The following is a 22,145-nucleotide window of genomic DNA, read 5'->3' on the forward strand; positions in this document are numbered from 1 at the left end:
CATTAAGGGGGATAACCCTACCAAATAATGAATATCAATAATGGAGCAACGTAAATGCCGCCATTAAATAGCTTAAGAAAGTTAAGTAACTAAAAAAATCAAAAATACGCTGACTTTATTACGCACATCAACCCAACAGAGCCGTTAAGAGCCCGCAGTGACCTCCCTGCCGCTCGCGAGATCTTGGGTACTCAGAATTCTCAACTACTTGTTAGGTCAAACCTATGACTGATATCTCTAAAACGATGGTGACACCTCCGGTTAGCAAAGTTTCAGGCGGTAAAAAAAACCGCCTGATGATGATGCTTATGCCCATTCTGGTAACCGTAATTCTGTTGTTTATCCCAGTCCCTGAAGGCTTGCAGCCTCACGCATGGCACTTCTTCGCCGTGTTCGTCGGTGTCATTGTCGGTCTGATTTTTGAGCCTCTGCCTGGCGCGGTGATTGGCCTGACCGGCGTGGTGGTGATTGCGCTGTTCAGCCAGTGGCTGCTGTTTAGCCCGGCTGAGCTGGCTGACCCGAAATTCAAAATGGCGGCGCAGTCCTTTAAATGGGCAGTGAGCGGCTTCGGCAACTCCACCGTGTGGCTTATCTTCGGCGCATTCATGTTTGCCGCGGGCTACGATAAAACCCAGTTCGGTCGCCGTCTGGCACTGATTCTGGTGAAATATCTTGGCCGCCGCAGCCTGACGCTAGGTTACGCCATCGCCTTCGCGGATCTGCTTCTGGCGCCTTTCACTCCGTCAAACACGGCGCGCAGCGGCGGGACTATTTACCCAATCATTGCTAACTTACCGCCGCTGTACGGTTCAAAACCGAATGACCCAAGTGCGCGTAAAATCGGCTCTTATCTGATGTGGGTCGCTATCACCGCAGCCTGTATCACCAGCTCCATGTTCCTCTCCGCGCTGGCACCTAACTTGCTGGCACTGGGCATCGTTAACAGCATCACCGGCATCAATATCTCTTGGGGAATGTGGTTCTTCGCCTTCCTGCCAGTGGGTCTGTTGTTACTGCTGACCATGCCGCTGCTGGCTTACTGGCTCTACCCGCCGGAAGTCAAAGTGAATGATGAAGTGCCGCGCTGGGCCACCGCCGAGCTGGCCAAACTGGGCAAAATGTCCCGTCATGAAATCCTGCTGCTGGTCTTTGTATGCTGCGCCCTGATGATGTGGATTTTCGCCGCCAGCTTCATTGAACCTGCGATGGCTGCCCTGTTGGTAGTGGTGCTGATGCTGTGGACCGGCGTATTGAACTGGAACGACATCACCAGCAACAAACCGGCGTGGAACACCTTCGCGTGGTTCGCCACATTGGTGGCTCTGGCCGACGGCTTATCTCGCACCGGCTTCATCTCTTGGTTAGGTAAAGAAGGCGCGCTGCTGATGGGCGGCATCTCTCCGGGAACAGCGACCATCGTGCTGCTGCTGGCGTTCTACCTGCTGCACTACCTGTTTGCCAGCACCACCGCGCACACCACGGCGCTGCTGCCTGCGATGCTGACCATCGGTGCCGCTATCCCAGGCATCAATCTGCAAGTCTTCTGCCTGCTGATGGTGACGTCTCTGGGTGTGATGGGGATCATCACTCCATACGGTACTGGCCCAAGCCCGATTTACTACGGCAGCGGTTATCTGCCAACCAAAGACTACTGGCGCCTAGGCACCATCTTCGGCGCACTGTTCTTAGCCGCCCTGCTGTTTATCGGCTACCCTTGGATGGCCATGCTGTTCTAAAGGAGGATTAATTTGACACTCAAGCCATTAACAGAGCTTTTACTCAAATAAAACATCCCCAGCCTGTTGCCAGCCAATCACCTTGGCTGGCAACATACACACGAATAAAAACGTCGCCCCCGATCTACCCGAAGATCACTCCAGGAAATCGCTGTACCCATGGCGGCAATAACGGATTAAGTGAGAAAACAATGTCGAATAAAACTTTCCATTATCAAGATCCATTCCCTCTCGCCAAAGAGGACACCGAATATTATCTGTTAACCCGTGACCACGTTTCCGTTAGCCAGTTTGATGGCGAAGAAGTGCTGAAAGTCGCGCCAGAAGGTCTGACTTTGCTGGCACAGCAAGCCTTCCACGACGCCTCTTTCATGCTGCGCCCGGCTCACCAGAAACAAGTGGCGGCCATTCTTGATGACCCGGAAGCCAGCGAGAACGACCGTTACGTCGCGCTGCAATTCCTCAGAAACTCCGAAATCGCCGCCAAAGGCGTGTTGCCAACCTGTCAGGACACCGGCACGGCGATCATCATGGGTAAAAAAGGTCAACGCGTCTGGACCGGCGGTGGCGACGAAGCCGCGCTTTCCAAAGGCGTGTACAACACCTTTATCGAAGATAACCTGCGCTACTCGCAAAACGCCCCGCTGGATATGTATAAAGAGGTGAACACTGGCACCAACCTGCCAGCGCAGATCGACCTCTACAGCGTAGATGGCGACGAATACAAATTCCTCTGCGTCGCCAAAGGCGGCGGCTCGGCGAACAAAACCTATCTGTATCAAGAAACTAAGGCGCTGATCACTCCGGCCAAGCTGAAAGATTATCTGGTCGATAAAATGCGTACTTTGGGAACGGCTGCCTGCCCGCCGTACCATATCGCCTTCGTGATTGGCGGGACGTCAGCAGAAGCCACGCTGAAAACCGTTAAACTGGCCTCTACCCACTATTACGACGGTCTACCGACCGAAGGTAATGAGCACGGTCAGGCGTTCCGCGACGTACAGCTGGAAAAAGAGCTGCTGGTGGAAGCCAATAATCTCGGCCTCGGCGCACAGTTCGGCGGCAAATACTTCGCGCACGATATCCGCGTGGTTCGTCTGCCACGCCACGGCGCATCTTGCCCAGTCGGCATGGGCGTTTCCTGCTCCGCCGACCGTAACATCAAAGCTAAAATCAACCGTGACGGTATCTGGATTGAGAAACTGGAAGACAATCCGGGCAAATACATCCCTGAAGCCTTGCGCCAGCAGGGTGAAACCGGTGTGGTTGAAGTTGACCTGAACCGTCCGATGAAAGAGATCCTCGCGCAGTTGTCTGAGTATCCGGTCTCAACTCGCCTCTCTCTGAGCGGCACCATCATCGTTGGCCGCGACATTGCGCACGCCAAGCTGAAAGAGCGTCTGGATAACGGCGAAGGCCTGCCACAGTATGTTAAGGATCACCCGATTTACTACGCGGGTCCGGCCAAAACCCCTGAAGGTTATGCTTCCGGCTCCCTCGGCCCAACCACCGCAGGCCGCATGGACTCCTACGTGGACCTGCTGCAATCCAACGGCGGTAGCATGATCATGCTGGCGAAAGGCAACCGTAGCCAGCAAGTGACCGACGCCTGCCACAAGCACGGTGGTTTCTACCTCGGCAGCATCGGCGGCCCGGCGGCAGTGCTGGCTCAGCAAAGCATTAAGAGCCTCGAATGCGTCGAGTACCCTGAACTTGGGATGGAAGCTATCTGGAAAATCGAAGTGGAAAACTTCCCGGCGTTCATTCTGGTGGATGACAAAGGTAACGACTTCTTCGAGCAAATCCGCATCAACCAGTGCGCCAAGTGCGTTGTGAAATAAGCTCGCTAGCGAGAAGCTGAAATGCAAAAAGCCCGCCGAACATGGCGGGCTTTTTTATGGTCTGCAGCAAGAAAATTCAAGCGCCACGCCCATAAAAAAAGGCCGGATAACCGGCCTTCAGTGTGGAGAATAAGTCGATTAGTTAGTGACTTTATTCTTCAGGTCTTCGCTACCCTGCTTGGTTTTGTCCCAGGCTTTTTCCGAACCTTCTTTGGTTTTATCCCAGCCTTTTTTAGTGCCTTCTGACACTTTGCTGGTGGTAGAGTCGCGCTTACCTTCAGCGGCGTGCTTAGCTTTCAGCTTCTGCTCTTCGCCTTTATTCTGCTCTTTGTGCAGTTTTTCTTTAGCGGTATCTGCACCTTTGTGCGCTTCAGCGACAGTCTCATCAGTTGCGTGGCTGACGGTATCGGCAGCAAACACAGGTGAAGCCAGTAAAATCGCGGACAGAGCAATAATTGCCTTTTTCATAATACTCCCTCATTGGACAGATACGTTTATTTCAACCTGATAACAGCATGAACCCGTTTTACCGCATACGCTGTAAGAATAGGCCTAAAGTTCTCCGTTGGATAACTTTTGCAGCACCTAAAGAGTAACTCCATCATTTTTATGAAAAGAAAGTTTGGCCTTCGCCCCGCGTTAAAGCGTAAACGGCTATAGCGTTCTTTTTTGCGATTGGGAAAGTGAAGTGCTGAATACTAGATAAATGGATATCTCCCCTCTTTAAGTAAGAGAATCGCTAAATAACTTTTAGTTTTAATAACTAAACGATTAAGTAAAACCAAAAAAAAAAAAACAAAAAAACTCATACCAATGATTTATTTACCCTTTATTCATCTGAGATAAATACTCGCTATTTCATTTACCTTTAATTTAGTTTCGCAGGATTATACTCTCTCACTCTATAACCAATTAGGAATAACCCAACCTTTTAGCGCAAGGAGTACTCGACGAATAGATAAAATCATAGCCATCAAAATACATATAAAATATAAATAATATTAAAAATCATTATTCAAGGAATGAATATATGCTCAGGGAATCATTATTATCCGTTTGTGGATGGAAAGAATGTACAGCTTCTGATTATGCCAATATCTATATGCTCTATGGTGGCAGTAGTAATACTCATCCAGAGATTATTGATTTCATTAATTCGGAAAACCGCCATAAACTGCGCTATTTTGCTAAACAGGAACACGGCGAGAAGGTCGCTGCCATCTTTACTAACGACAACATGGACCTGTGCCAGCCGCCAACCGCATCATCACACCAGCATGTTAACTTCGATGAGACGATTTTTCCTGCCAAACCGAGTTCGCGGTTTATCTTACCTTTCAAATCGAAAATCATCTCTGACGTTAATAAAGAAAATATTATCAATTTGCTGCCTAACGTTTTTAATAAACGCAGCGTTTGCCTGGTAAAAGATAAATTCTGTTCAAAGACGCAAAAGAACAGAAGAAATGAAATACATAGTTTTCAACGTAGTGGCGGGGAAATTCGCTCCATAAAAGATTTCACACCCGATGAAATCTGTCATATTTATAAGAAACTCTTCGCTATGCGATGGGGGAAAAGCTTTAGAGATGATTATTTTAACTCTCTCAAATTATTTTCAAATAGATTTCAGAAAATGCTTTTTGGGCACGTCCTGCTGATTGATAACCAGCCGTGCGCCATTGATTATATTGTTAAAACCGACTCCCCCGAATGGTTATATTTTGATGTTGTGAATGGCGGGCTGGATCCTAAATACAAACACCTCAGCCTGGGCAGCATACTCATGTGGCTGAATATCCAAGAGGCCAAGACTGTGGCGCAGACTGCGCAAAAAGCGATGCGAGTGAATCTCGGCAAACCCACAATGGAGTACAAAAAGAGATGGGCACATTGCCATACGCTTTATCGAACGTTGTGAAAGGCGAGAGGGATAAAAGAGAGTACTTGGAGCGGGTGAAGGGAATCGAACCCTCGTATGCAGCTTGGGAAGCTACCGTTCTACCATTGAACTACACCCGCTTTGGTGTGCGTGGGCATTATAACCCGTTACGTGCGGCGAGCAAGGCGTGTTTTGCGATATGCGCTTGAGATTTAAGCAATTAGCCTTGCCGACTGCTTCTGGCATGAAAAAGGGAGCCGAAGCTCCCTTTTATCACACTCGCCGTTGCGAACTTATTTCGTTGGGCGCAGCGCCGGGAACAGAATAACGTCGCGGATGGTATGGCTGTTGGTGAACAGCATAACCATACGGTCGATACCGATACCCAAACCAGCCGTCGGCGGTAGACCGTGCTCCAGCGCGGTGACGTAGTCTTCGTCGTAAAACATCGCTTCGTCGTCGCCTGCGTCTTTCGCTGCAACCTGATCGGCGAAACGCTGTGCCTGATCTTCTGCATCGTTCAGCTCGGAGAAGCCGTTACCGATTTCACGACCGCCGATGAAGAACTCGAAGCGATCTGTCACTTCTGGGTTCTCGTCGTTACGGCGCGCCAGCGGAGAAACCTCTGCTGGGTATTCGGTGATGAAGGTCGGCTGGATAAGCTGCGCTTCAGCGGTCTCTTCGAAGATCTCAGTCACGATGCGACCAAGGCCCCAGTTCTTCTCAATCTTGATACCGATGGACTCCGCGATCGCCGTGGCTTTCGCCATATCGTCGAGATCAGCCACGTTGGTTTCAGGACGGTATTTGCAGATGGCTTCTTTCATCGTCAGCTTGGCAAAAGGCTTGCCGAAGTCGAAGGTCTGGTCGCCATAAACGATCTGCGGATTGCCGTCATTGACTTGCTCAGCCAGCGTACGGAACAGGCTCTCGGTCAGGATGATCAGGTCTTTGTAATCCGCGTACGCCATATAGAGTTCCATCATAGTGAACTCTGGGTTATGACGCGGAGAAACGCCTTCGTTACGGAAGTTACGGTTGATCTCAAATACGCGATCAAAGCCGCCAACCACTAAACGCTTCAGGTACAGTTCCGGCGCGATACGCAGGTACATGTCGATATCAAGCGCGTTATGGTGAGTGATGAACGGACGAGCCGCAGCGCCGCCAGGGATCACTTGCATCATAGGCGTTTCTACTTCCATAAAGCCCTGATTGACCATAAAGGTACGGATCGCAGCCATGATTTGTGAACGCACTTTGAAGGTTTTGCGCGATTCGTCATTAGCAATCAGGTCGAGGTAACGCTGACGGTAACGCGTTTCCTGATCCGCCAGACCGTGGAACTTGTCCGGCAGCGGACGCAGCGCCTTGGTCAGCAGACGCAGTTCAGAACAGTGGATAGACAACTCACCGGTCTTCGTTTTGAACAACTTACCGCGAGCACCCAGAATATCGCCCAAGTCCCACTTCTTGAATTGTTCGTTGTAAATGCCTTCGGCCAGATCATCACGAGCAACGTAAAGCTGAATACGACCGCCCACGTCCTGCAAGGTAACGAAAGAGGCTTTACCCATAATACGACGCGTCATCATGCGGCCAGCGACGGTTACTTCAACGCCTAAATCTTCCAGCTCTTCGTTCTCTTTGCTGTCGTATTTGGCGTGAATTTCGTCAGAAATGCTGTCACGACGGAAGTCGTTAGGGAAAGCGATGCCGGTTTCACGCAGTGCAGCCAGCTTCTCACGACGCGCCTTCAGCTCGTTGTTCAGATCTGGTACTTGCTCAGCGCCCTGCGCTTTTGATTGCTGTTCAGCGGACGGTTGTTGCTCAGACATTTTGGTTCCTCATAACCCGGCTTTCAAACTTGCTTCAATGAATTTATCCAGGTCGCCATCCAAAACGGCCTGCGTGTTTCGTGTCTCAACGCCAGTGCGCAGATCTTTGATACGTGCATCATCGAGCACGTAAGAACGAATCTGGCTACCCCAGCCGATGTCTGACTTGTTGTCTTCCATCTGCTGTTTATCAGCATTTTTCTTTTGCATCTCAAACTCATAAAGCTTGGCTTTCATCTGCTTCATGGCCTGATCTTTGTTCTTATGCTGAGAACGGTCGTTCTGGCATTGGGTCACAATGTTGGTTGGAAGGTGGGTAATACGTACCGCAGATTCCGTTTTGTTAACGTGCTGACCACCCGCACCTGACGCGCGGTATACGTCGATACGCAGGTCGGCAGGGTTAATTTCAATCTCGATATCGTCATCCACTTCTGGGTAAACGAAGGCCGAGCTGAAGGAGGTGTGACGACGGCCGCCGGAGTCGAACGGGCTTTTACGTACCAGACGGTGGACGCCGGTTTCAGTGCGCAGCCAGCCGAAAGCGTAGTCACCGGTTATTTTGATGGTGGCTGATTTCAGGCCCGCGACGTCGCCGTCGGACTCTTCAATCATCTCAGTTTTGAAGCCTTTGGCTTCGGCCCAGCGCAGGTACATACGCACCAGCATGCTGGCCCAGTCCTGGGCTTCTGTGCCGCCGGAACCGGCTTGGATATCCAGATAGCAGCTTGCGCTGTCGTATTCACCGGAGAACATGCGACGGAATTCCAACTGCTCCAGCTTGGCGGTCAGTTGGTCGAGTTCTTCTACGGCTTCGTGGAAAGTCTCTTCGTCGTCAGCTTCAACCGCCAGTTCCAGCAAGCCTGACACATCGTCACGGCCCTGAGTTAACTGGTCGATGGTTTCAACGATAGCTTCCAGTGCGGAACGCTCTTTGCCCAGCGCCTGTGCGCGCTCTGGCTCGTTCCAAACGTCCGGCTGTTCCAGCTCGGCGTTAACTTCTTCTAGGCGCTCTTTCTTGGCATCATAGTCAAAGATACCCCCTAAGGACGTTTGTCCGCTCGGACAGGTCCTGAATTCGGTTTTTTACCGGATTAATTTCAAACATGATTTTCGCGTCTTACGTTGATTCGGAGTTGGCCCAATGCCATTCGAACCGCTGATTCTAGCGGAATTAGCGGCCCTTTTATAGCAAGTTGCTGTTTTTTTAGCGCCGTCGGTTTGACGACGCCAAGGCTATCGGCAGGGGTGAAAATGGCCTATTTCGGCCACAAATGCTGAATAATCAGCTGAACGCTGCGATTTCCGCGATATTCATTAATATCCAGCCGATAGGCCAGTTCAACTTCTCGCACGCTACTGTCCGGCCAAAAAGTCGGATCGATGTTGAACGCAATGCCGTCGAGCAGCGGCCCGCCGCCAATAGGCTCAATCATCAGTTTTAGATGGCGCTCTTTGAGCAGCTTTTGTTGCAAGATGCGGAAACGCCCGTCGAAGGTTGGCTCGGGGAAGGACTGTCCCCAAGGGCCGCCGTCGCGCAACAGCTCGGCGGTATCAATGGTCAGCTCCTGACCCGCCAGCTCGCCGTCAGACCAAATCACGCCTTCCAGATGCGAGGGATCCAGCCATTCGCCGACCAATTGTGCAAACCGATCGCGGAACTCATCAAATTTGGCTTCTTCCAGCGACAAGCCTGCCGCCATTGCGTGCCCGCCAAACTTCATCATGAGACCCGGATGCAAGGTATCAATACGCTCGAGAGCGTCGCGCATATGTAAACCGGCAATGGAACGGCCGGAGCCTTTCAATACGCCGTCGCCAGCCGGAGCAAAAGCAATGACCGGCCGATTGAAACGCTCTTTGAGGCGTGAAGCCAAAATGCCCACCACGCCCTGATGCCACTCTGGGTGATACATTGCCAGACCATAGGGCAGCGCGTCGCTGCTGCTTTCCAGCTTGTCGCACAGCGCCAGCGCCTCGACTTGCATCCCCTGCTCGATTTCTCGACGGGTTTGGTTCAAAGCGTCTAAATCACTGGCCAGCGCCCGCGCCTGCGCAATGTCATCACTGAGCAGCAACGCCACGCCCACCGACATATCATCTAAGCGCCCCGCCGCATTTAAACGCGGGCCGAGGGCAAAGCCGAGGTCACTGGCCGCCAGCGTGCGCGCTTCGCGATTTGCCACTTCTAACAAGGCGCGAATGCCCGGACGGCACTTACCGGCGCGAATGCGGTTCAGCCCCTGATAAACCAAAATGCGGTTATTGGCATCAAGAGGTACCACGTCAGCCACGGTGCCTAACGCCACTAAATCTAACCATTCGGCAAGATTTGGCGCGGTAAGGCCCTGCTCTTCGAACCAGCCGCTTTTATTGAGCGCGGCGCGAAGGGCCAGCATCAAGTAGAAGGCTACGCCAACGCCCGCCAAGGATTTGGAGGGGAATTCGCAACCGTGCAGATTGGGGTTAATAATGGCTTCAGCGGCAGGCAGGGTGTCGCCCGGCAAGTGGTGATCGGTGACCAGCACTTGAATGCCTTTCTCGTGGGCTAAGTCGACGCCCGCGTGAGATGAAATGCCGTTATCAACTGTCAGAATCAGTTCGGCCCCCCGCGCGGCGGCTTGTTCAACCACCTCAGGGCTAAGCCCGTAACCATCTTCAAAACGGTTAGGCACCAGATACTTTATCTCACTGCATCCCATGCTGCGCAGCGAGAGTACGGTTAGCGCGGTGCTGGTCGCGCCATCGGCGTCGAAGTCGCCCACCACCATAATGCGCAGGCGGTCGCGCAGGGCTTTCTGCAATAATTCTACGGCAGCATCAATGCCATCAAGTTGCTGATATCCCAGCAATCCTTTAACACTGCGCTCAAGCTCCTGCGCACCTTTAATACCGCGCGCGCTGTATAAGCGGCGCAGTAAAGGTGAAAGCTCGGCAGGGAGATTAGCGCCGTCAGCTGCCTGACGACGACGAAGTTGGGTCTGCAAAGTCACTTAAAATCAACCACCGGTTTTTTGTGAAGGTTCCTGCGCGTCGAGCATGGCGGCCATCTCTTTTGGCGGCTGGTAACCTGGGATCATCATGCCGTTTTCAAGCACAATCGCCGGAGTTCCCGATACGCCGAACTGAACGCCCAATTGGAAATGTTTGGAGATGTCGGTTTTACAGCTCGCTGGAGAAATATCGTCGCCACGCATCGCCGCATCAAAGGACTGTTTGCGGTTGCCGGTGCACCAGATGGACTGCATGTCTTTTTCCGCTTTGGAATTCAGACCCTGACGAGGGAAAGCCAGATAACGCACGGTAATGCCGAGATCGTTATAGTCCTGCATCTGCTGGTGCAGCTTGTGGCAATAGCCGCAGGTAATGTCGGTAAACACCGTGATCACATGTTTTTCTTTCGCCGCTTTATAGATGATCATTTCGCTTTTCAGCGAATCTAACTTTTTGATAAGCATCTGGTTAGTAACGTTCACAGGCTGGGTGCCACTGACATCAAACATCGGGCCTTGCAGAACGTGTTTACCGTCTTCGGTGACATAAATCACGCCGCTGTCAGTCGTTACCGCTCTCAAACCGGCGACCGGCGAGGGCTGAACTTCAACGTTTTTCATTCCGAGCTTGTTCAGGGTTCCCTGGACTGCCGCATCGTCAGCCTGGGCCGCGCCAGTAATACAGGCAGCCAGTAACGTTAACAGCATTAAACCTTTTTTCATCATTTCGTCCTTTATCTCCTCGCGCGTTAGCCGCGAGGGTGATGTTGTTGATGTAGCTGTTTAAGTCGTTCAGTCGCTACATGGGTATAAATTTGAGTGGTCGACAGATCGCTGTGACCTAATAGCATTTGTACGACACGCAAGTCAGCCCCGTGGTTCAGTAAATGGGTGGCAAAAGCGTGACGTAAGACGTGCGGAGAGAGCCGCTCGGCATCAATACCCGCAAGGATCGCATAGTGTTTGATGCGATGCCAGAAAGTCTGGCGGGTCATTTTCTGCGCGCGGTTGCTCGGGAATACCACATCTACCGAAGCCCCGTTGAGCATCCACGGGCGACCATGTTCGAAGTAGTTTTCAATCCAATACACCGCCTCTTCGCCCATCGGCACCAGCCGCTCTTTGTCGCCTTTACCGATGACACGCACCACGCCTTGGCGCAGGCTGATATCGCTGAGCGTTAAACCGACCAGCTCCGAGACGCGCAGGCCGGTGGCATAGAGCAACTCCAGCATTGCCTTGTCGCGCAGCTCCAATGGAATATCAACGTTGGGGGCAGCCAGAAGCGCGTCGACCTGCGCCTCGCTAAGATCCTTTGGCAAACGCTGAGGCAGTTTTGGCGAGGAGAGCAGCGCCGTCGGGTCATCGTGGCGCAGCGATTCGCGGTTCATATATTGAAACAGGCGACGCATCGCGCTGAGCAGGCGAGCCGAACTGGTGGCCTTATAGCCGCCCTCGACGCGTTCAGCCAGAAAAGCCTGGAGATCGGCAGCCTGCACGTTCGTCAGGTCGGTTTCATGGTGACTCAGCCAGCCGAGCAGGGATTTCAAATCCAGACGATAAGACGCCAGCGTATTTTCCGCGAGATTACGCTCTATCCATAGCGTATCCAAAAACTGCTCGCAAAGAGCCTGATCATGGTCAGCATTCGGCACGTTGACTCCTTAATTTCATTCGGCTGCGTCCTCAACGAGGGTTTCAGCGTCCGGCGATTAGCCCTCATTATGCCTGCCATTGTGACGGAGTGCTGAGCAAATCTGTTACACTATCTGCCATTCACATTCTTATGACGTTACGGCAACAAGCATGAAGATTGGTCTTTTTTACGGCTCAAGCACCTGTTACACCGAAATGGCCGCGGAGAAAATTCGCGAAATTCTGGGTGAAGAGCTGGTCGATTTGCACAATTTGAAAGATGTCGATCCGGTCAAAATGGAAGAGTATGACATTCTGATCCTCGGCATTCCGACGTGGGATTTCGGCGAAATACAGGAAGATTGGGAAGCCATTTGGGACAAACTTCCGACGCTGGATCTCAACGGAAAAATTATCGCCATGTACGGCATGGGAGACCAGCTGGGCTACGGGGAATGGTTCCTCGACGCACTCGGCATGCTTTATGATCGCTTACTGCCACTAGGCGTGCAGTTTATTGGCTTCTGGCCGATTGACGGTTTTGAATTCACCAGTCCAAAACCGCTGAGTGCCGACGGCAAGCACTTCGTCGGCCTGGCGCTTGATGAAGTCAACCAGTACGACCTGAGCGAAGAACGCCTGCAAGACTGGTGCGACCAAATCTTGATAGAGATGGACGCGCTACTCGGCTAATGCCGCCCGCCACAGGAGGCTCAGCACTCGAGCCTCTTGGGCTATACCCTTTGCGCACATCCGAAGCGGGTTACTGCTGGCCGTTTTCCTGCTGCTGAGCACTCAGCAATAGCTGGCGCAAACGCCGCCACTCTTCCTGACTCATGCTGTCTGATGAAAGCCACAGCTTCTGCCGTGAACTCTTCATCGCCTGCCTTAAGCCACCTTTGCGCTTTTCGCGCTGCAATGACAAAAGCATGCCGCTTTTCAGCATCCACGCCGGTTTGATGATAACCCACTCTTGCTGCTGCCAAATAACCCGCTGGTTATCGAGCAGGCTTATCTCACCGTGACGCGACGTAATGCGCCGCTGGCTGCGAATACATTCGAAAATGACCACCAGCAGTAGCGTCATCCACACTGGCCAATAGCCCGCAGACCAAGGCGCCAGCAGAATAAGCAGCATTATCGCACCGTGGATCCCCAGTGAGATGAGCTGCGAGCGCCATGAAACCCGTAAATCACATTGCCACAGGGCCACGGTCTTTATTTCGCGTCTGAATGAGGGCCACCATCCGTTGTAACTCGGCATCTTTTGGTTCGCCGTGATTCATCAACCAGTTGAATAAATCAGGGTCATCACAGGTCAACAGACGGGCAAATAGCGCCTTATCTGTATCATCAAGGCTGTCATACTCATATTCAAAAAAAGGCATGATGGAGATATCAAGCTCGCGCATACCGCGACGACAAGCCCAGTGAATGCGGGACTTGTTATGAATATCCAGTGGGGCTTTGCTTTCCATAGGCTGGCTCTTTATTGGAGTACATTAATGATTATTTAATCGGTCTGGGAAGATTCTACCAGCCTGCACACCTCAGGCGTAACCTTTACATGCCTCAATGTTCATATCTCCATCACGCCTCGCATAAAGACAAGCAACGGTGATGTAACGCGCCATTCTCCTGCGAGGTGTCTTGGAAATGGCATAAATTGAGTTTGCAAAGCAGGCTAGCTCTTTTACCATGAAGTTAATTGTCCATTTACCTCAGCCTAGGATTGCATCATGGCGTACAAGTTTCCGTTTCCACCGCAAAAACCTTCAGCTTCATCACATCTGCCGCTGACTTTAATTTCACTGGAAGACTGGGCGATGGTCACCATGACCGGCGCAGATACAGTGAAATATTTGCAAGGTCAGGTCACGGCCGACGTCGAGGCGCTCTCTCCAGACCAACACATCCTGTGTGCTCACTGCGATGCGAAAGGCAAAATGTGGAGCAATATGCGTCTGTTCAAGCGCGGTGACGGCATGGCTTTCATCGAGCGCCGCAACCTGCGAAACCAGCAGATGACCGAAATGAAAAAGTACGCCGTGTTCTCGAAAGTGACGTTCACTGAAGACGACGACGTGGTGCTGCTGGGCGTGGCCGGTTTCCAGGCCAACGCCGCCCTGAAAGGCGTATTCTCCAGCTTGCCTACTGCCGAACAGCCGGTGGTTCAGCAAGATGAAAGCACCCTGCTGTACCTGCCGCTGCCGGCCGAGCGCTATCTGATTGTCACCAGCCCTGAAAAGGCGGAACAAGTGGTAACGGAGATTGGCGATCAGGCCCAGTTGAATGACAGCCAACAGTGGCTGGCGCTGGATATTGAAGCTGGTTATCCGGTAATTGATACCGTCAACACCGTGCAATTCATCCCGCAGGCCACCAATATTCAGGCGCTGGACGGCATCAGCTTCAGTAAAGGCTGCTACGCCGGTCAGGAGATGGTGGCGCGCGCCAAATACCGCGGAGCCAATAAACGCGCTCTGTACTGGCTGGCGGGTAAAGCCAGCAAGGTTCCAGCTGCCGGGGATGATTTAGAGTTACAACTGGGTGAGAACTGGCGTCGTACCGGCACCATTCTGGCCGCCAGCCAGCTCAACGACGGTTCACTGTGGGTACAAGCCGTGCTCAACAATGACCTCGACGCCGACGCCAACCTGCGCGTACGCGACGACGCCGCAAGCCAGCTGAGCATTCAGCCACTGCCGTATTCGTTGGTGGAAGAGAAGTAATCGAAATAATGGAGGAAAGATATTTTCCTCCCTCAATAGCAGACGCTGAATTTACCTATATCATTCGCACTGTATCAAGGCGGCAAGGGGATGAATCCCTGAGAGCTTACACTGGTAAGTGACCAGGGTGAGTCCCCGCAGCCAACGCTGAGACAGTGCGAAGGATGAAGTAATTGAAAAAGATTTCTCTCCATCAATAGCAGACGCTGGATTTACCTAAATCATTCGCACTGTATCAAGGCGGCAAGGGGATGAATCCCTGAGAGCTTACACTGGTTAGTGACCAGAGTGAGTCCCCGAAGCCAACGCAGAGACAGTGCGAAGGATGACGTAATTGAAAAAGATCATCTCTCCATCAATAGCAGACGCTGGATTTACCTAAATCATTCGCACTGTATCAAGGCGGCAAGGGGATGAATCCCTGGAAGCTTACACTGGTAAGTGACCAGGGTGAATCCCCGCAGCCAACGCTGAGACAGTGCGAAGGATGACGTAATTGAAAAAGATCTCTCTCCACCAATAGCAGACGCTGGATTTACCTAAATCATTTGCACTGTATCAAGGCGGCAAGGGGATGAATCCCTGGGAGCTTACACTGGTAAGTGACCAGGGTGAATCCCCGCAGCCAACGCTGAGACAGTGCGAAGGATGAAGGTAAATCAGATATAGAAGTAAACCGCGAAGAAATGGCAGGCACACCCGCCCAGCACAAAGCCGTGCCAGATAGCATGCCCGAAGCGAATTCGCTTAGAGGCGTAGAAAATCACCCCCAGCGTATATAGCAACCCGCCGATAGCCAGCAGCGCCACGCCGCCCGCAGAAAGACGTACCGCCAGCTGATAAATAACAATCAGTGACAGCCAGCCCATGGTGAGATAAGTGATCAGCGACAACACTTCAAACCGATGTGCAAAGGCCATTTTAAAAATCACGCCAAACAGCGCCAGTCCCCAAATGACCGCCATCAGGCCTCTTGCCAGCGGCGAGTTCAACCCCACCAGCAGGAATGGCGTATAGGTGCCGGCGATTAAGATATAAATGGCGCAGTGATCGAGCTTTTTCAGCCAGTATTTGGCTTTTTCATGCGGAATGGCATGGTACAGCGTGGAAGCCAAAAACAGCAGGATCATGCTGCCGCCGTAGAGGCTATAGCTAGTGATTGCTATCACGCCAGCATTGGTCGCCATAGCTTGAACAAGAAGTAAAACCAGTCCTACGATACCCAACACTAACCCGACGCCATGGCTCAGGCTGTTGGCTATCTCTTCGGCCCAGGGATAAGCCTGAGGCAACGATTTAGTCATAAATTACTAACCCTCGAGGTAATTTTGATAAAAGATTGAGAAGAAAAATTGGTCAAAAATTTACCTACTCAGTAGGGTAACTGAGAATAATTCCAGTGTACACGTGTAAGCCAAAAATTAGTATTAACTGTTGTAACATACTCTTAGCTTGGTAAGCATTTCGGAACAACCCGAGTCTGAAGCCCTTCTAATCGTTCAAGTTATTAATAATTCCGGTGAATTATCATTCGAGAAAAATCTCGGCTGATTTATGTAAAGACATGATTTTTTGGCCTCATCGGATTATCGTAGGGGGGAATTCCCTGCCAATGACTGAGGTTTGATTATGTCTGTAGCTTCTTCCGCGCTGAATTTCGGCTCAATGACCGACGTTTTTCAGTTCCTGATGGAAATCGACAAACTGAAAAGCGTACAACGCCGCACTAAGGTGCTTGGCACTCAGCGTCAGGAAAACTCAGCAGAGCACAGCTGGCACTTCGCTGTGGCGGCTATGTCCCTCGCGCCCTACGCGCCTAAAGATGTCGATATTCAGAAAGTGATCCGCATGGCTCTGGTACACGACATCGTGGAGATCGACGCCGGCGACGTGCTGGTGTATGACCTTGCCGCCCGCGAAGCCGTGCATGACCAAGAAGTGTTGGCGGCTAAACGCCTGTTCGGCATGCTGCCTGCGCCACTCGATCAGCAGTTCCTTGATTTGTGGAATGAGTACGAAGCTGGTGAAACCCCGGAAGCGCGCTTTGCGCTGGTGATTGACCGTATTCTGCCGGTGGTGATGAACCTGAACAATAAAGGTCAAAGCTGGGTGGAGAACAATATCCGTCTGGAGCAGGTTCTGGCGCGCAATTCTTTCATTGGCGACATCAATCCAGAGCTGTGGCAACACATTCGCGGCCATCTGGACCATGCTCATGCCCAGGGCTGGTTGAAGTAATGTTTACGCCTCCCTAGCGAAGAGGGAGGCGTGTTTAGCACTTATTTCGGCACGCTGAGCGCCGTCTGGTCTACATACGGCTTCATGATGGCATCCGCTTTTTCCTGCGCAGCGGCAGCAGCAGCCTGTGGCGTGACTTTCTGGTCATTAACCAAGGCCCCGAGCTGATTTTCCATCGCCTGACGCACGGCCACCGTCTCATAGGTTGAATACCACGGATAGGCGTATTTCAGCTGTTGCAGAGCAATTTCGGCACGCGGGTCTTTCGCCAAATAATCCTTCATTTCCGGCAAATCATAAGAGGCAATACGCGGCGAGAAATAGCCGGTGAAACGGCTCCACGCGCCATTCACTTTCGGGCTAACCAGATATTGCAGGAAGGTATAAGCCGCCTTTTTCTGGTCGTCAGTGATGCCTTTGAAGCTCACCAGACTTGCCCCGCCGATGCTTACGCCGTTACGCACCTTCTGCGGCATCATCGCCACGCCCAGCTCGAAATCTTTGGTGTTTTCCCGCATAAAGCCCAGCGCGCCGGTACTCAGCATGGTCATCCCCAGCTTGCCGGAGAAGAACGCCGCGCTGATCTGCTTGGAGTTCAACACGCCGGATGGCATCACGTTGTCGCGATAAATCAGGTTCTGCCAGAACTGTAATGCACCCACGGTCGAGGCAGTGTTGTAATACACCTCGCCCGGATAATCGGCGTTGAAGTATTGGCCGCCGTTGGCCCGGGTCAGCGCAGAGAGGATCCAGCCGCCGTAGTCATCGTTGGTCGATGGCAACATAATGCCCCACTGCCCTTTGGCTTTATCCGTCAGCTTTTTGGCATCTTCCAGCAGTTCATCCCAGTTCTTCGGCGGCGCAGAAATGCCCGCTTTAGCGAACAAGTCTTTGTTGTAATAGAGAATTGGCGTCGAGTTGTGGAATGGGATCGCATAAGTCACGCCGTTAACCTGCGCGTTTTGGCGCATGGCGGGCCAGAAGTTTTCAGTCAGGAAAGGCGTGGCTTTTTGGTTGCCGTATTTGAACAGGTCGTCCATCGGCAGAATTTCATTTTTGATGGCTAAATCCGCCGTGAAGTTGGCAGACATAATCACCAGCGCCGGAGGCTGGCCTGATTTAGCCGCCGCTTCCGCTTTCACTTTGGTGGTGTCGTAGTTGCCAGTGAAGATACCGCGCACTTCGACATCGGTTTGAGAATCGTTGAACTCTTTGATTACACGGGTCATTTCCATGGTCAGCTTGCCGTCTACCGGCGCCGGGAACATGAAATCAATATTTTGTTTTGCTGACGCCGCGCCAGCCGACAGCAGCCCGATGGCGAGTGTCAGCGCGTGGAGTTTAGGCATAGTGCAACGCATGTTGGATCTCCTGGTGAAGATTTTGCTGGTTTTGGCCCGAAAAAAGATGAAGGTCGTGCAAAGAGAAGTACAAGGTCACGCGGTCGCCCGGTTGTGGGATAACCAAAGTGGATTCTCCCTCGGCCTGAATACGCCGCAGATTTTTAACATTCTGATTTTTCAATAAATAACGAATGTGTCCATAGCCCGTGTCGGCATGGCACAGGTACTCAGCACCCAGCAACTCACGATGATTCAGCGTGACGCTAAGGGCTAAAGTGCGTTCTTCATTCGGCTGGTCGCTCAAGTGCTCAGGGCGAATGCCCAAATAGACTTCGTTCAAGCCATGCGCGTGCTCGCTCTCTGGTAAGGCAATAGCGTGATCGCCAAACTGCACCACGCCCTGCTGGCAAGGCAGTTTGAAGATGTTCATCGACGGCGTGCCGATAAATCCGGCAACAAAAAGATTGGCGGGCTGGGCATACAGGGTTTCCGGCGCGCCGATTTGCTGCAAGTGGCCTTTGTCCAACACCGCGATACGGTCGGCCATCGTCATGGCTTCCATCTGGTCATGAGTCACGTAAACTGTGCTAGTTTTCAACTGCTTATGCAGCGCCATGATGCCATCTCGCACCTCGGTACGCAGACGCGCATCAAGGTTCGACAGCGGCTCATCCATCAAAAACAGCTTGGGATCGCGCACAATCGCGCGCGCCATTGCCACGCGCTGGCGCTGGCCGCCGGAAAGTTTCCCCGGTTTGCGATCCAGCAGCGGCTCAAGCTGCAACAGCGCAGCCACGCGATCGACGCGCGCTCGATGCTGCGACTTCGGCTCATTGCGCATCCGCATGCCAAAGGTGATGTTCTGCTCAACGGTCATATGCGGGAACAGCGCGTAGTTCTGGAAAATCATCGAGAAGTTGCGCTCGCGCGGCTCCAGCGCGGTAATGTCTTCGCCATCCTGCAAAATTCGCCCACTACTGACGTTTTCCAGCCCCGCCAACAGGCGCAGCAAGGTGCTTTTGCCACAGCCGGACGGCCCCACCAGCACCAGAAACTCGCCGTCGGCGATCTCCAGCGACAGGTTGTTCACCGCCGTGCTGCCTTCAAACTGCTTGCAGATATTCTCAAGACGAATTCGCGACATTATTCGTCATCCACCGGGCAGCTGATGGTGGCGTCATACAGGTACGGTCCCGGATATTGCGAAAGCGGGTGCAAGTAGCTGACTAAGCCAGTTTTCTCCACCAGACGGTGCATCACGCAGGCCGCAGGTTCGAGGTTATAGAAAGGCGCTGGGTTGTGGTGATAGTAAGGCACTTGATGCACGGTACCCGGAATAGTGGTGATGATGGCTTGGCGATACTGAGTGAAAATCAGGCGGTGCGTGTGACCGCAGAATACACGACACAGCGACGGAAAACGGTCAATTAGCGCCAGCAGTTCGTCGCCGTTCTCGCAAGAAATAGAGTCCATCTGCGCCGAACCGACCTTAACTGGCGGATGATGCATAAACACCGCCGTTGGCTTGTCGCCGCCTGCTTTCAACTGCTCTTCCAGCCATGACAGGGTTTCTGGTGTCAAAAAGCCTTTGGACTCGCCCGCCAGGCTGCTGTCGATAAACAGCAAACGCATGTCGAAATCGTCCACCGCGTAGCGCATGTTTTGCGGGTCGTGGCCCAGTTCAGGGCACAGCGGGTGCAGTGCTTCGAGGAACTGCGCTTTGTCGTCATGATTGCCCGGTATGATGTACAGCGGGTAATGCAGGTTTTGCAGCGTGCGGCGCGCCACCAGATACTCGGCGGGCAGTCCACAGTTGACGATGTCACCGGTGATCACTACCGCGTCAGGGCGCTCTTCCAGCGCATTTAGCTGGTTTACCACCTCGGCATTGCAGGCGTTGACGTCGATAAAGTCATACAGCTTGCGGCCCTGACTACGGAAATGCATATCGGAAATTTGAGCGAGAAACATCGGTAACCCCTTTATTTAACGGCAGTTTATTTAATGCCTGAAAAGCCAAAGCTTTTAAGAAATTGTTTCTGGAACAGAACGAATGCCAGCATTAGCGGCAAGCACACCATCAGCGTGCCTGCGGTGATAAGCCCCCACTGCCCGCCCGACTCCGCGCCCATGGCAAAGGAGACCAGCCCGACGGTGAGCACCTGTTTATCCGGGTCGTTGAGCACCATCAGCGGCCACAGGTATTCATTCCAGTGATAGGTGATGCTGACAGTGGCGAAGGCCAAAATGGCTGGCCACGACATCGGGATCAGCACGCGGAACACCACTTGCCACCAGCGACAGCCCTCCATCAGCGCCGCCTCTTCGATTTCGCGCGGAATGCTCAGAAACGCCTGGCGCATTAAGAACACGCCGAACGCCGAAGCGAAGTACGGCATCATCACGCCGGTCAATGTATTGAGCAGGCCGAACTGTTTGAGGATCATCATGTTCGGCACCATCATCACCACCGGCATGATCATCAGTTGGATCAGCAGCAGGTAGAACAGCGTCTGTTTGCCACGAAACTCGTGGTAGGCGAAGACGTAGCCCGCCGTGGTGATGGTCACCAGCTGGACCAAGAAGGTGCCGAAGGAGAAGAAGATGGTGTTGGCGTAGAGCCGCAGCCAGTCGGCACTGTCCCACGCGTCGCGGAAGTTTTGCAGCGTCAGCGGGAAGCGCGGCAGCAGCGACGCCATGCCCGGCCCGAAACTGCTTTCGCTAAAGGAGGCCGACAGCATCCAGATAAAAGGGGCGACCCACAGCAGCGCGCCGCACACCAGCAGAAGCGGCAGCGTAGAACGGCGCGCGCCGCGCAGTAGCAGGGAAGGCTGGCGGCTGCGGTTCTTCGTGCCGGTCACCAGCAGGTTGTCAGACGTTTCAACGCTCATAGTGCGCCCCTCTCTCCAGCACTCGCAGGTTCATCACCGAGAAACCAAACAGCAAAATCAGCGTCAGGAAGGTCGCGGCCGAAGCTTTGCCTAAATCGTGGGTGTCGTTAGCTAAACTTTGGATGTAATAGAGCATCACGGTGGTGGCGTTATTCGGCCCGCCCTGCGTCATCACCGGCACGTGATCGATTTGGGTGATGGCGTAAATCAGCGCGATGGTGACCACAAAACTGATGGTCGGGCGCAGCAGTGGCAAGGTGACATAGAAGAAGGTTTGGATGCGAGATGCCCCTTCCATCATCGCCGCTTCGCGCGCCGAAGCGGGAATCGACTGCAATCCGGCGAGGAAAAACAGCATGTAGTAACCCGCGAATTTCCACACGCCAATCACGCTCAGCGCAATCAGCGCGCTGTCGCTCGCGCCGAGGTAGTTGTTGTTCATCGGCCCGAAAAACTTCGCCAGGTAATAGTCGATAAGCCCCAGCCCCGGCATAAAGATAAACAGCCACAGGGTGGCGGCGCTAACCAGCGGGATAATCATCGGGAAGAAAAAGGCCGTGCGCAGCCAGCGATTGAGCACGGTGTTTTCCCATAGCGCCACCGCCAGCAGCAGCGCCAGCACGATACCGGGGATCACCGTCATCAGAATGTAAGACAGGTTATTAAGCAGCGCGCGCCAGAACACGTCGTCTTGCAGCAGGCGAACATAGTTCTGCAAACCAACAAACGGCGGGTTATCGGAGTTCATCCGGCTGTCATACAGACTGTCGGCCGCAGAACGGAATAAAGGGAAATAGGTGAATAAAAACAGGAAGATCAAGGTGGGCATCAGCACCAACCAGGGGAACAGCGAACGGCGCATTTCTCATTACCGGGCAGTCAAATAAGCCGTTACGCTAAGCTTTCTGTGTTTCAGCCATGTGTCAGTCAGATGATACTTTTTTGTATGAAAATCGAGCGAATGTTACTGAACGAAGTGGGGGAAACCTAAGTGTTAAACTTCCCTAATCTGTCGC

General features: G+C 52.7%; 20 protein-coding genes and 1 tRNA gene. 6 read left to right on the forward strand and 15 right to left on the reverse strand.

The features are described 5' to 3' along the window. Nucleotides 1–224: 224 nt before the first annotated feature. Entirely contained in the window at nucleotides 225–1,736 is a 1,512-nt protein-coding gene (locus tag V2154_RS18110) for an anion permease (RefSeq protein WP_353503318.1), read from the forward strand. A 191-nt stretch (nucleotides 1,737–1,927) separates the two neighbouring features. Beyond that, entirely contained in the window at nucleotides 1,928–3,577 is a 1,650-nt protein-coding gene (gene fumA, locus V2154_RS18115; protein WP_353503319.1) for a class I fumarate hydratase FumA, read from the forward strand. A 138-nt stretch (nucleotides 3,578–3,715) separates the two neighbouring features. Here fumA and V2154_RS18120 read toward each other — a convergent pair whose 3' ends face one another. Next, on the reverse strand, nucleotides 3,716–4,045 hold the full coding sequence (locus tag V2154_RS18120; RefSeq protein WP_100936908.1) for a KPN_00521 family repetitive protein: 330 nt from the start codon (nucleotides 4,043–4,045) through the stop codon (nucleotides 3,716–3,718). 562 nt (nucleotides 4,046–4,607) lie between these two features. Between V2154_RS18120 and V2154_RS18125 the strand changes: the two genes are divergently transcribed. After that, the gene (locus V2154_RS18125) at nucleotides 4,608–5,498 is read left to right on the forward strand and encodes a GNAT family protein (protein WP_353503320.1); all 891 of its coding nucleotides are present in this window, start codon (nucleotides 4,608–4,610) and stop codon (nucleotides 5,496–5,498) included. Between the two features lie 27 nt (nucleotides 5,499–5,525). Here the strand turns inward: V2154_RS18125 and V2154_RS18130 are convergent. The 6 genes from V2154_RS18130 to xerD form a co-directional block, all read right to left on the reverse strand. After that, a tRNA-Gly gene (locus V2154_RS18130) sits at nucleotides 5,526–5,599 on the reverse strand. A gap of 153 nt (nucleotides 5,600–5,752) precedes the next feature. Beyond that, nucleotides 5,753–7,297, reverse strand: a complete 1,545-nt coding sequence (gene lysS, locus V2154_RS18135; protein ID WP_353503321.1) for a lysine--tRNA ligase — start codon at nucleotides 7,295–7,297, stop codon at nucleotides 5,753–5,755. 9 nt (nucleotides 7,298–7,306) lie between these two features. Next, nucleotides 7,307–8,405 (reverse strand): peptide chain release factor 2 gene (gene prfB / locus V2154_RS18140; RefSeq protein ID WP_100936909.1). Its coding sequence is split into 2 segments (ribosomal slippage): nucleotides 7,307–8,329 and nucleotides 8,331–8,405, totalling 1,098 coding nucleotides; the frame shifts between segments, so codons are not numbered across the junction. 151 nt (nucleotides 8,406–8,556) lie between these two features. Continuing rightward, on the reverse strand, nucleotides 8,557–10,290 hold the full coding sequence (gene recJ / locus V2154_RS18145) for a single-stranded-DNA-specific exonuclease RecJ (protein WP_353503322.1): 1,734 nt from the start codon (nucleotides 10,288–10,290) through the stop codon (nucleotides 8,557–8,559). Nucleotides 10,291–10,296: 6 nt separating this feature from the next. Then, a complete protein-coding gene (gene dsbC / locus V2154_RS18150) occupies nucleotides 10,297–11,013 on the reverse strand; it encodes a bifunctional protein-disulfide isomerase/oxidoreductase DsbC (protein ID WP_353504026.1) in 717 nt (238 codons plus the stop codon). Between the two features lie 26 nt (nucleotides 11,014–11,039). Continuing rightward, nucleotides 11,040–11,945, reverse strand: coding sequence for a site-specific tyrosine recombinase XerD (xerD, locus tag V2154_RS18155; RefSeq protein ID WP_034792956.1), 906 nt, complete (start codon nucleotides 11,943–11,945; stop codon nucleotides 11,040–11,042). A 151-nt stretch (nucleotides 11,946–12,096) separates the two neighbouring features. Between xerD and fldB the strand changes: the two genes are divergently transcribed. Beyond that, nucleotides 12,097–12,618, forward strand: coding sequence for a flavodoxin FldB (fldB, locus tag V2154_RS18160; RefSeq protein ID WP_353503323.1), 522 nt, complete (start codon nucleotides 12,097–12,099; stop codon nucleotides 12,616–12,618). 70 nt (nucleotides 12,619–12,688) lie between these two features. Here the strand turns inward: fldB and V2154_RS18165 are convergent, their stop codons facing one another. Beyond that, a complete protein-coding gene (locus V2154_RS18165; RefSeq protein WP_353503324.1) occupies nucleotides 12,689–13,138 on the reverse strand; it encodes a protein YgfX in 450 nt (149 codons plus the stop codon). Beyond that, nucleotides 13,119–13,385 (reverse strand): FAD assembly factor SdhE, encoded by a 267-nt coding sequence (gene sdhE, locus V2154_RS18170; protein WP_034793525.1) that lies wholly within the window; start codon nucleotides 13,383–13,385, stop codon nucleotides 13,119–13,121. Before sdhE ends, V2154_RS18165 begins: the two co-directional genes overlap by 20 nt. A gap of 279 nt (nucleotides 13,386–13,664) precedes the next feature. Between sdhE and ygfZ the strand changes: the two genes are divergently transcribed. After that, a complete protein-coding gene (ygfZ, locus tag V2154_RS18175; RefSeq protein WP_353503325.1) occupies nucleotides 13,665–14,657 on the forward strand; it encodes a tRNA-modifying protein YgfZ in 993 nt (330 codons plus the stop codon). A gap of 659 nt (nucleotides 14,658–15,316) precedes the next feature. Here the strand turns inward: ygfZ and trhA are convergent. After that, nucleotides 15,317–15,961 (reverse strand): PAQR family membrane homeostasis protein TrhA, encoded by a 645-nt coding sequence (gene trhA, locus V2154_RS18180; RefSeq protein ID WP_353503326.1) that lies wholly within the window; start codon nucleotides 15,959–15,961, stop codon nucleotides 15,317–15,319. A gap of 325 nt (nucleotides 15,962–16,286) precedes the next feature. Between trhA and V2154_RS18185 the strand changes: the two genes are divergently transcribed. After that, nucleotides 16,287–16,895, forward strand: a complete 609-nt coding sequence (locus V2154_RS18185; protein ID WP_353503327.1) for an HD domain-containing protein — start codon at nucleotides 16,287–16,289, stop codon at nucleotides 16,893–16,895. A 41-nt stretch (nucleotides 16,896–16,936) separates the two neighbouring features. Here the strand turns inward: V2154_RS18185 and V2154_RS18190 are convergent, their stop codons facing one another. Genes V2154_RS18190 through V2154_RS18210 form a run of 5 tightly spaced genes read right to left on the reverse strand, consistent with a single transcriptional unit; the run spans nucleotide 16,937 to nucleotide 21,991 of the window. After that, nucleotides 16,937–18,244, reverse strand: a complete 1,308-nt coding sequence (locus V2154_RS18190) for an ABC transporter substrate-binding protein (protein WP_353504027.1) — start codon at nucleotides 18,242–18,244, stop codon at nucleotides 16,937–16,939. Further along, on the reverse strand, nucleotides 18,237–19,382 hold the full coding sequence (locus V2154_RS18195; protein ID WP_353503328.1) for an ABC transporter ATP-binding protein: 1,146 nt from the start codon (nucleotides 19,380–19,382) through the stop codon (nucleotides 18,237–18,239). Before V2154_RS18195 ends, V2154_RS18190 begins: the two co-directional genes overlap by 8 nt. Next, nucleotides 19,382–20,209, reverse strand: coding sequence for a phosphodiesterase (locus V2154_RS18200; protein WP_034792970.1), 828 nt, complete (start codon nucleotides 20,207–20,209; stop codon nucleotides 19,382–19,384). Before V2154_RS18200 ends, V2154_RS18195 begins: the two co-directional genes overlap by 1 nt. 26 nt (nucleotides 20,210–20,235) lie before the next feature. Beyond that, entirely contained in the window at nucleotides 20,236–21,129 is an 894-nt protein-coding gene (locus tag V2154_RS18205) for a carbohydrate ABC transporter permease (RefSeq protein ID WP_353503329.1), read from the reverse strand. Beyond that, complete coding sequence (locus V2154_RS18210) at nucleotides 21,119–21,991, reverse strand: carbohydrate ABC transporter permease (protein ID WP_353503330.1); 873 nt, start codon at nucleotides 21,989–21,991, stop codon at nucleotides 21,119–21,121. Before V2154_RS18210 ends, V2154_RS18205 begins: the two co-directional genes overlap by 11 nt. Nucleotides 21,992–22,145: the final 154 nt, after the last annotated feature.

Origin of the sequence: Ewingella sp. CoE-038-23, assembly GCF_040419245.1 — a bacterium.
GTDB classification, from domain to species: Bacteria; Pseudomonadota; Gammaproteobacteria; order Enterobacterales; family Enterobacteriaceae; genus Ewingella; species Ewingella allii.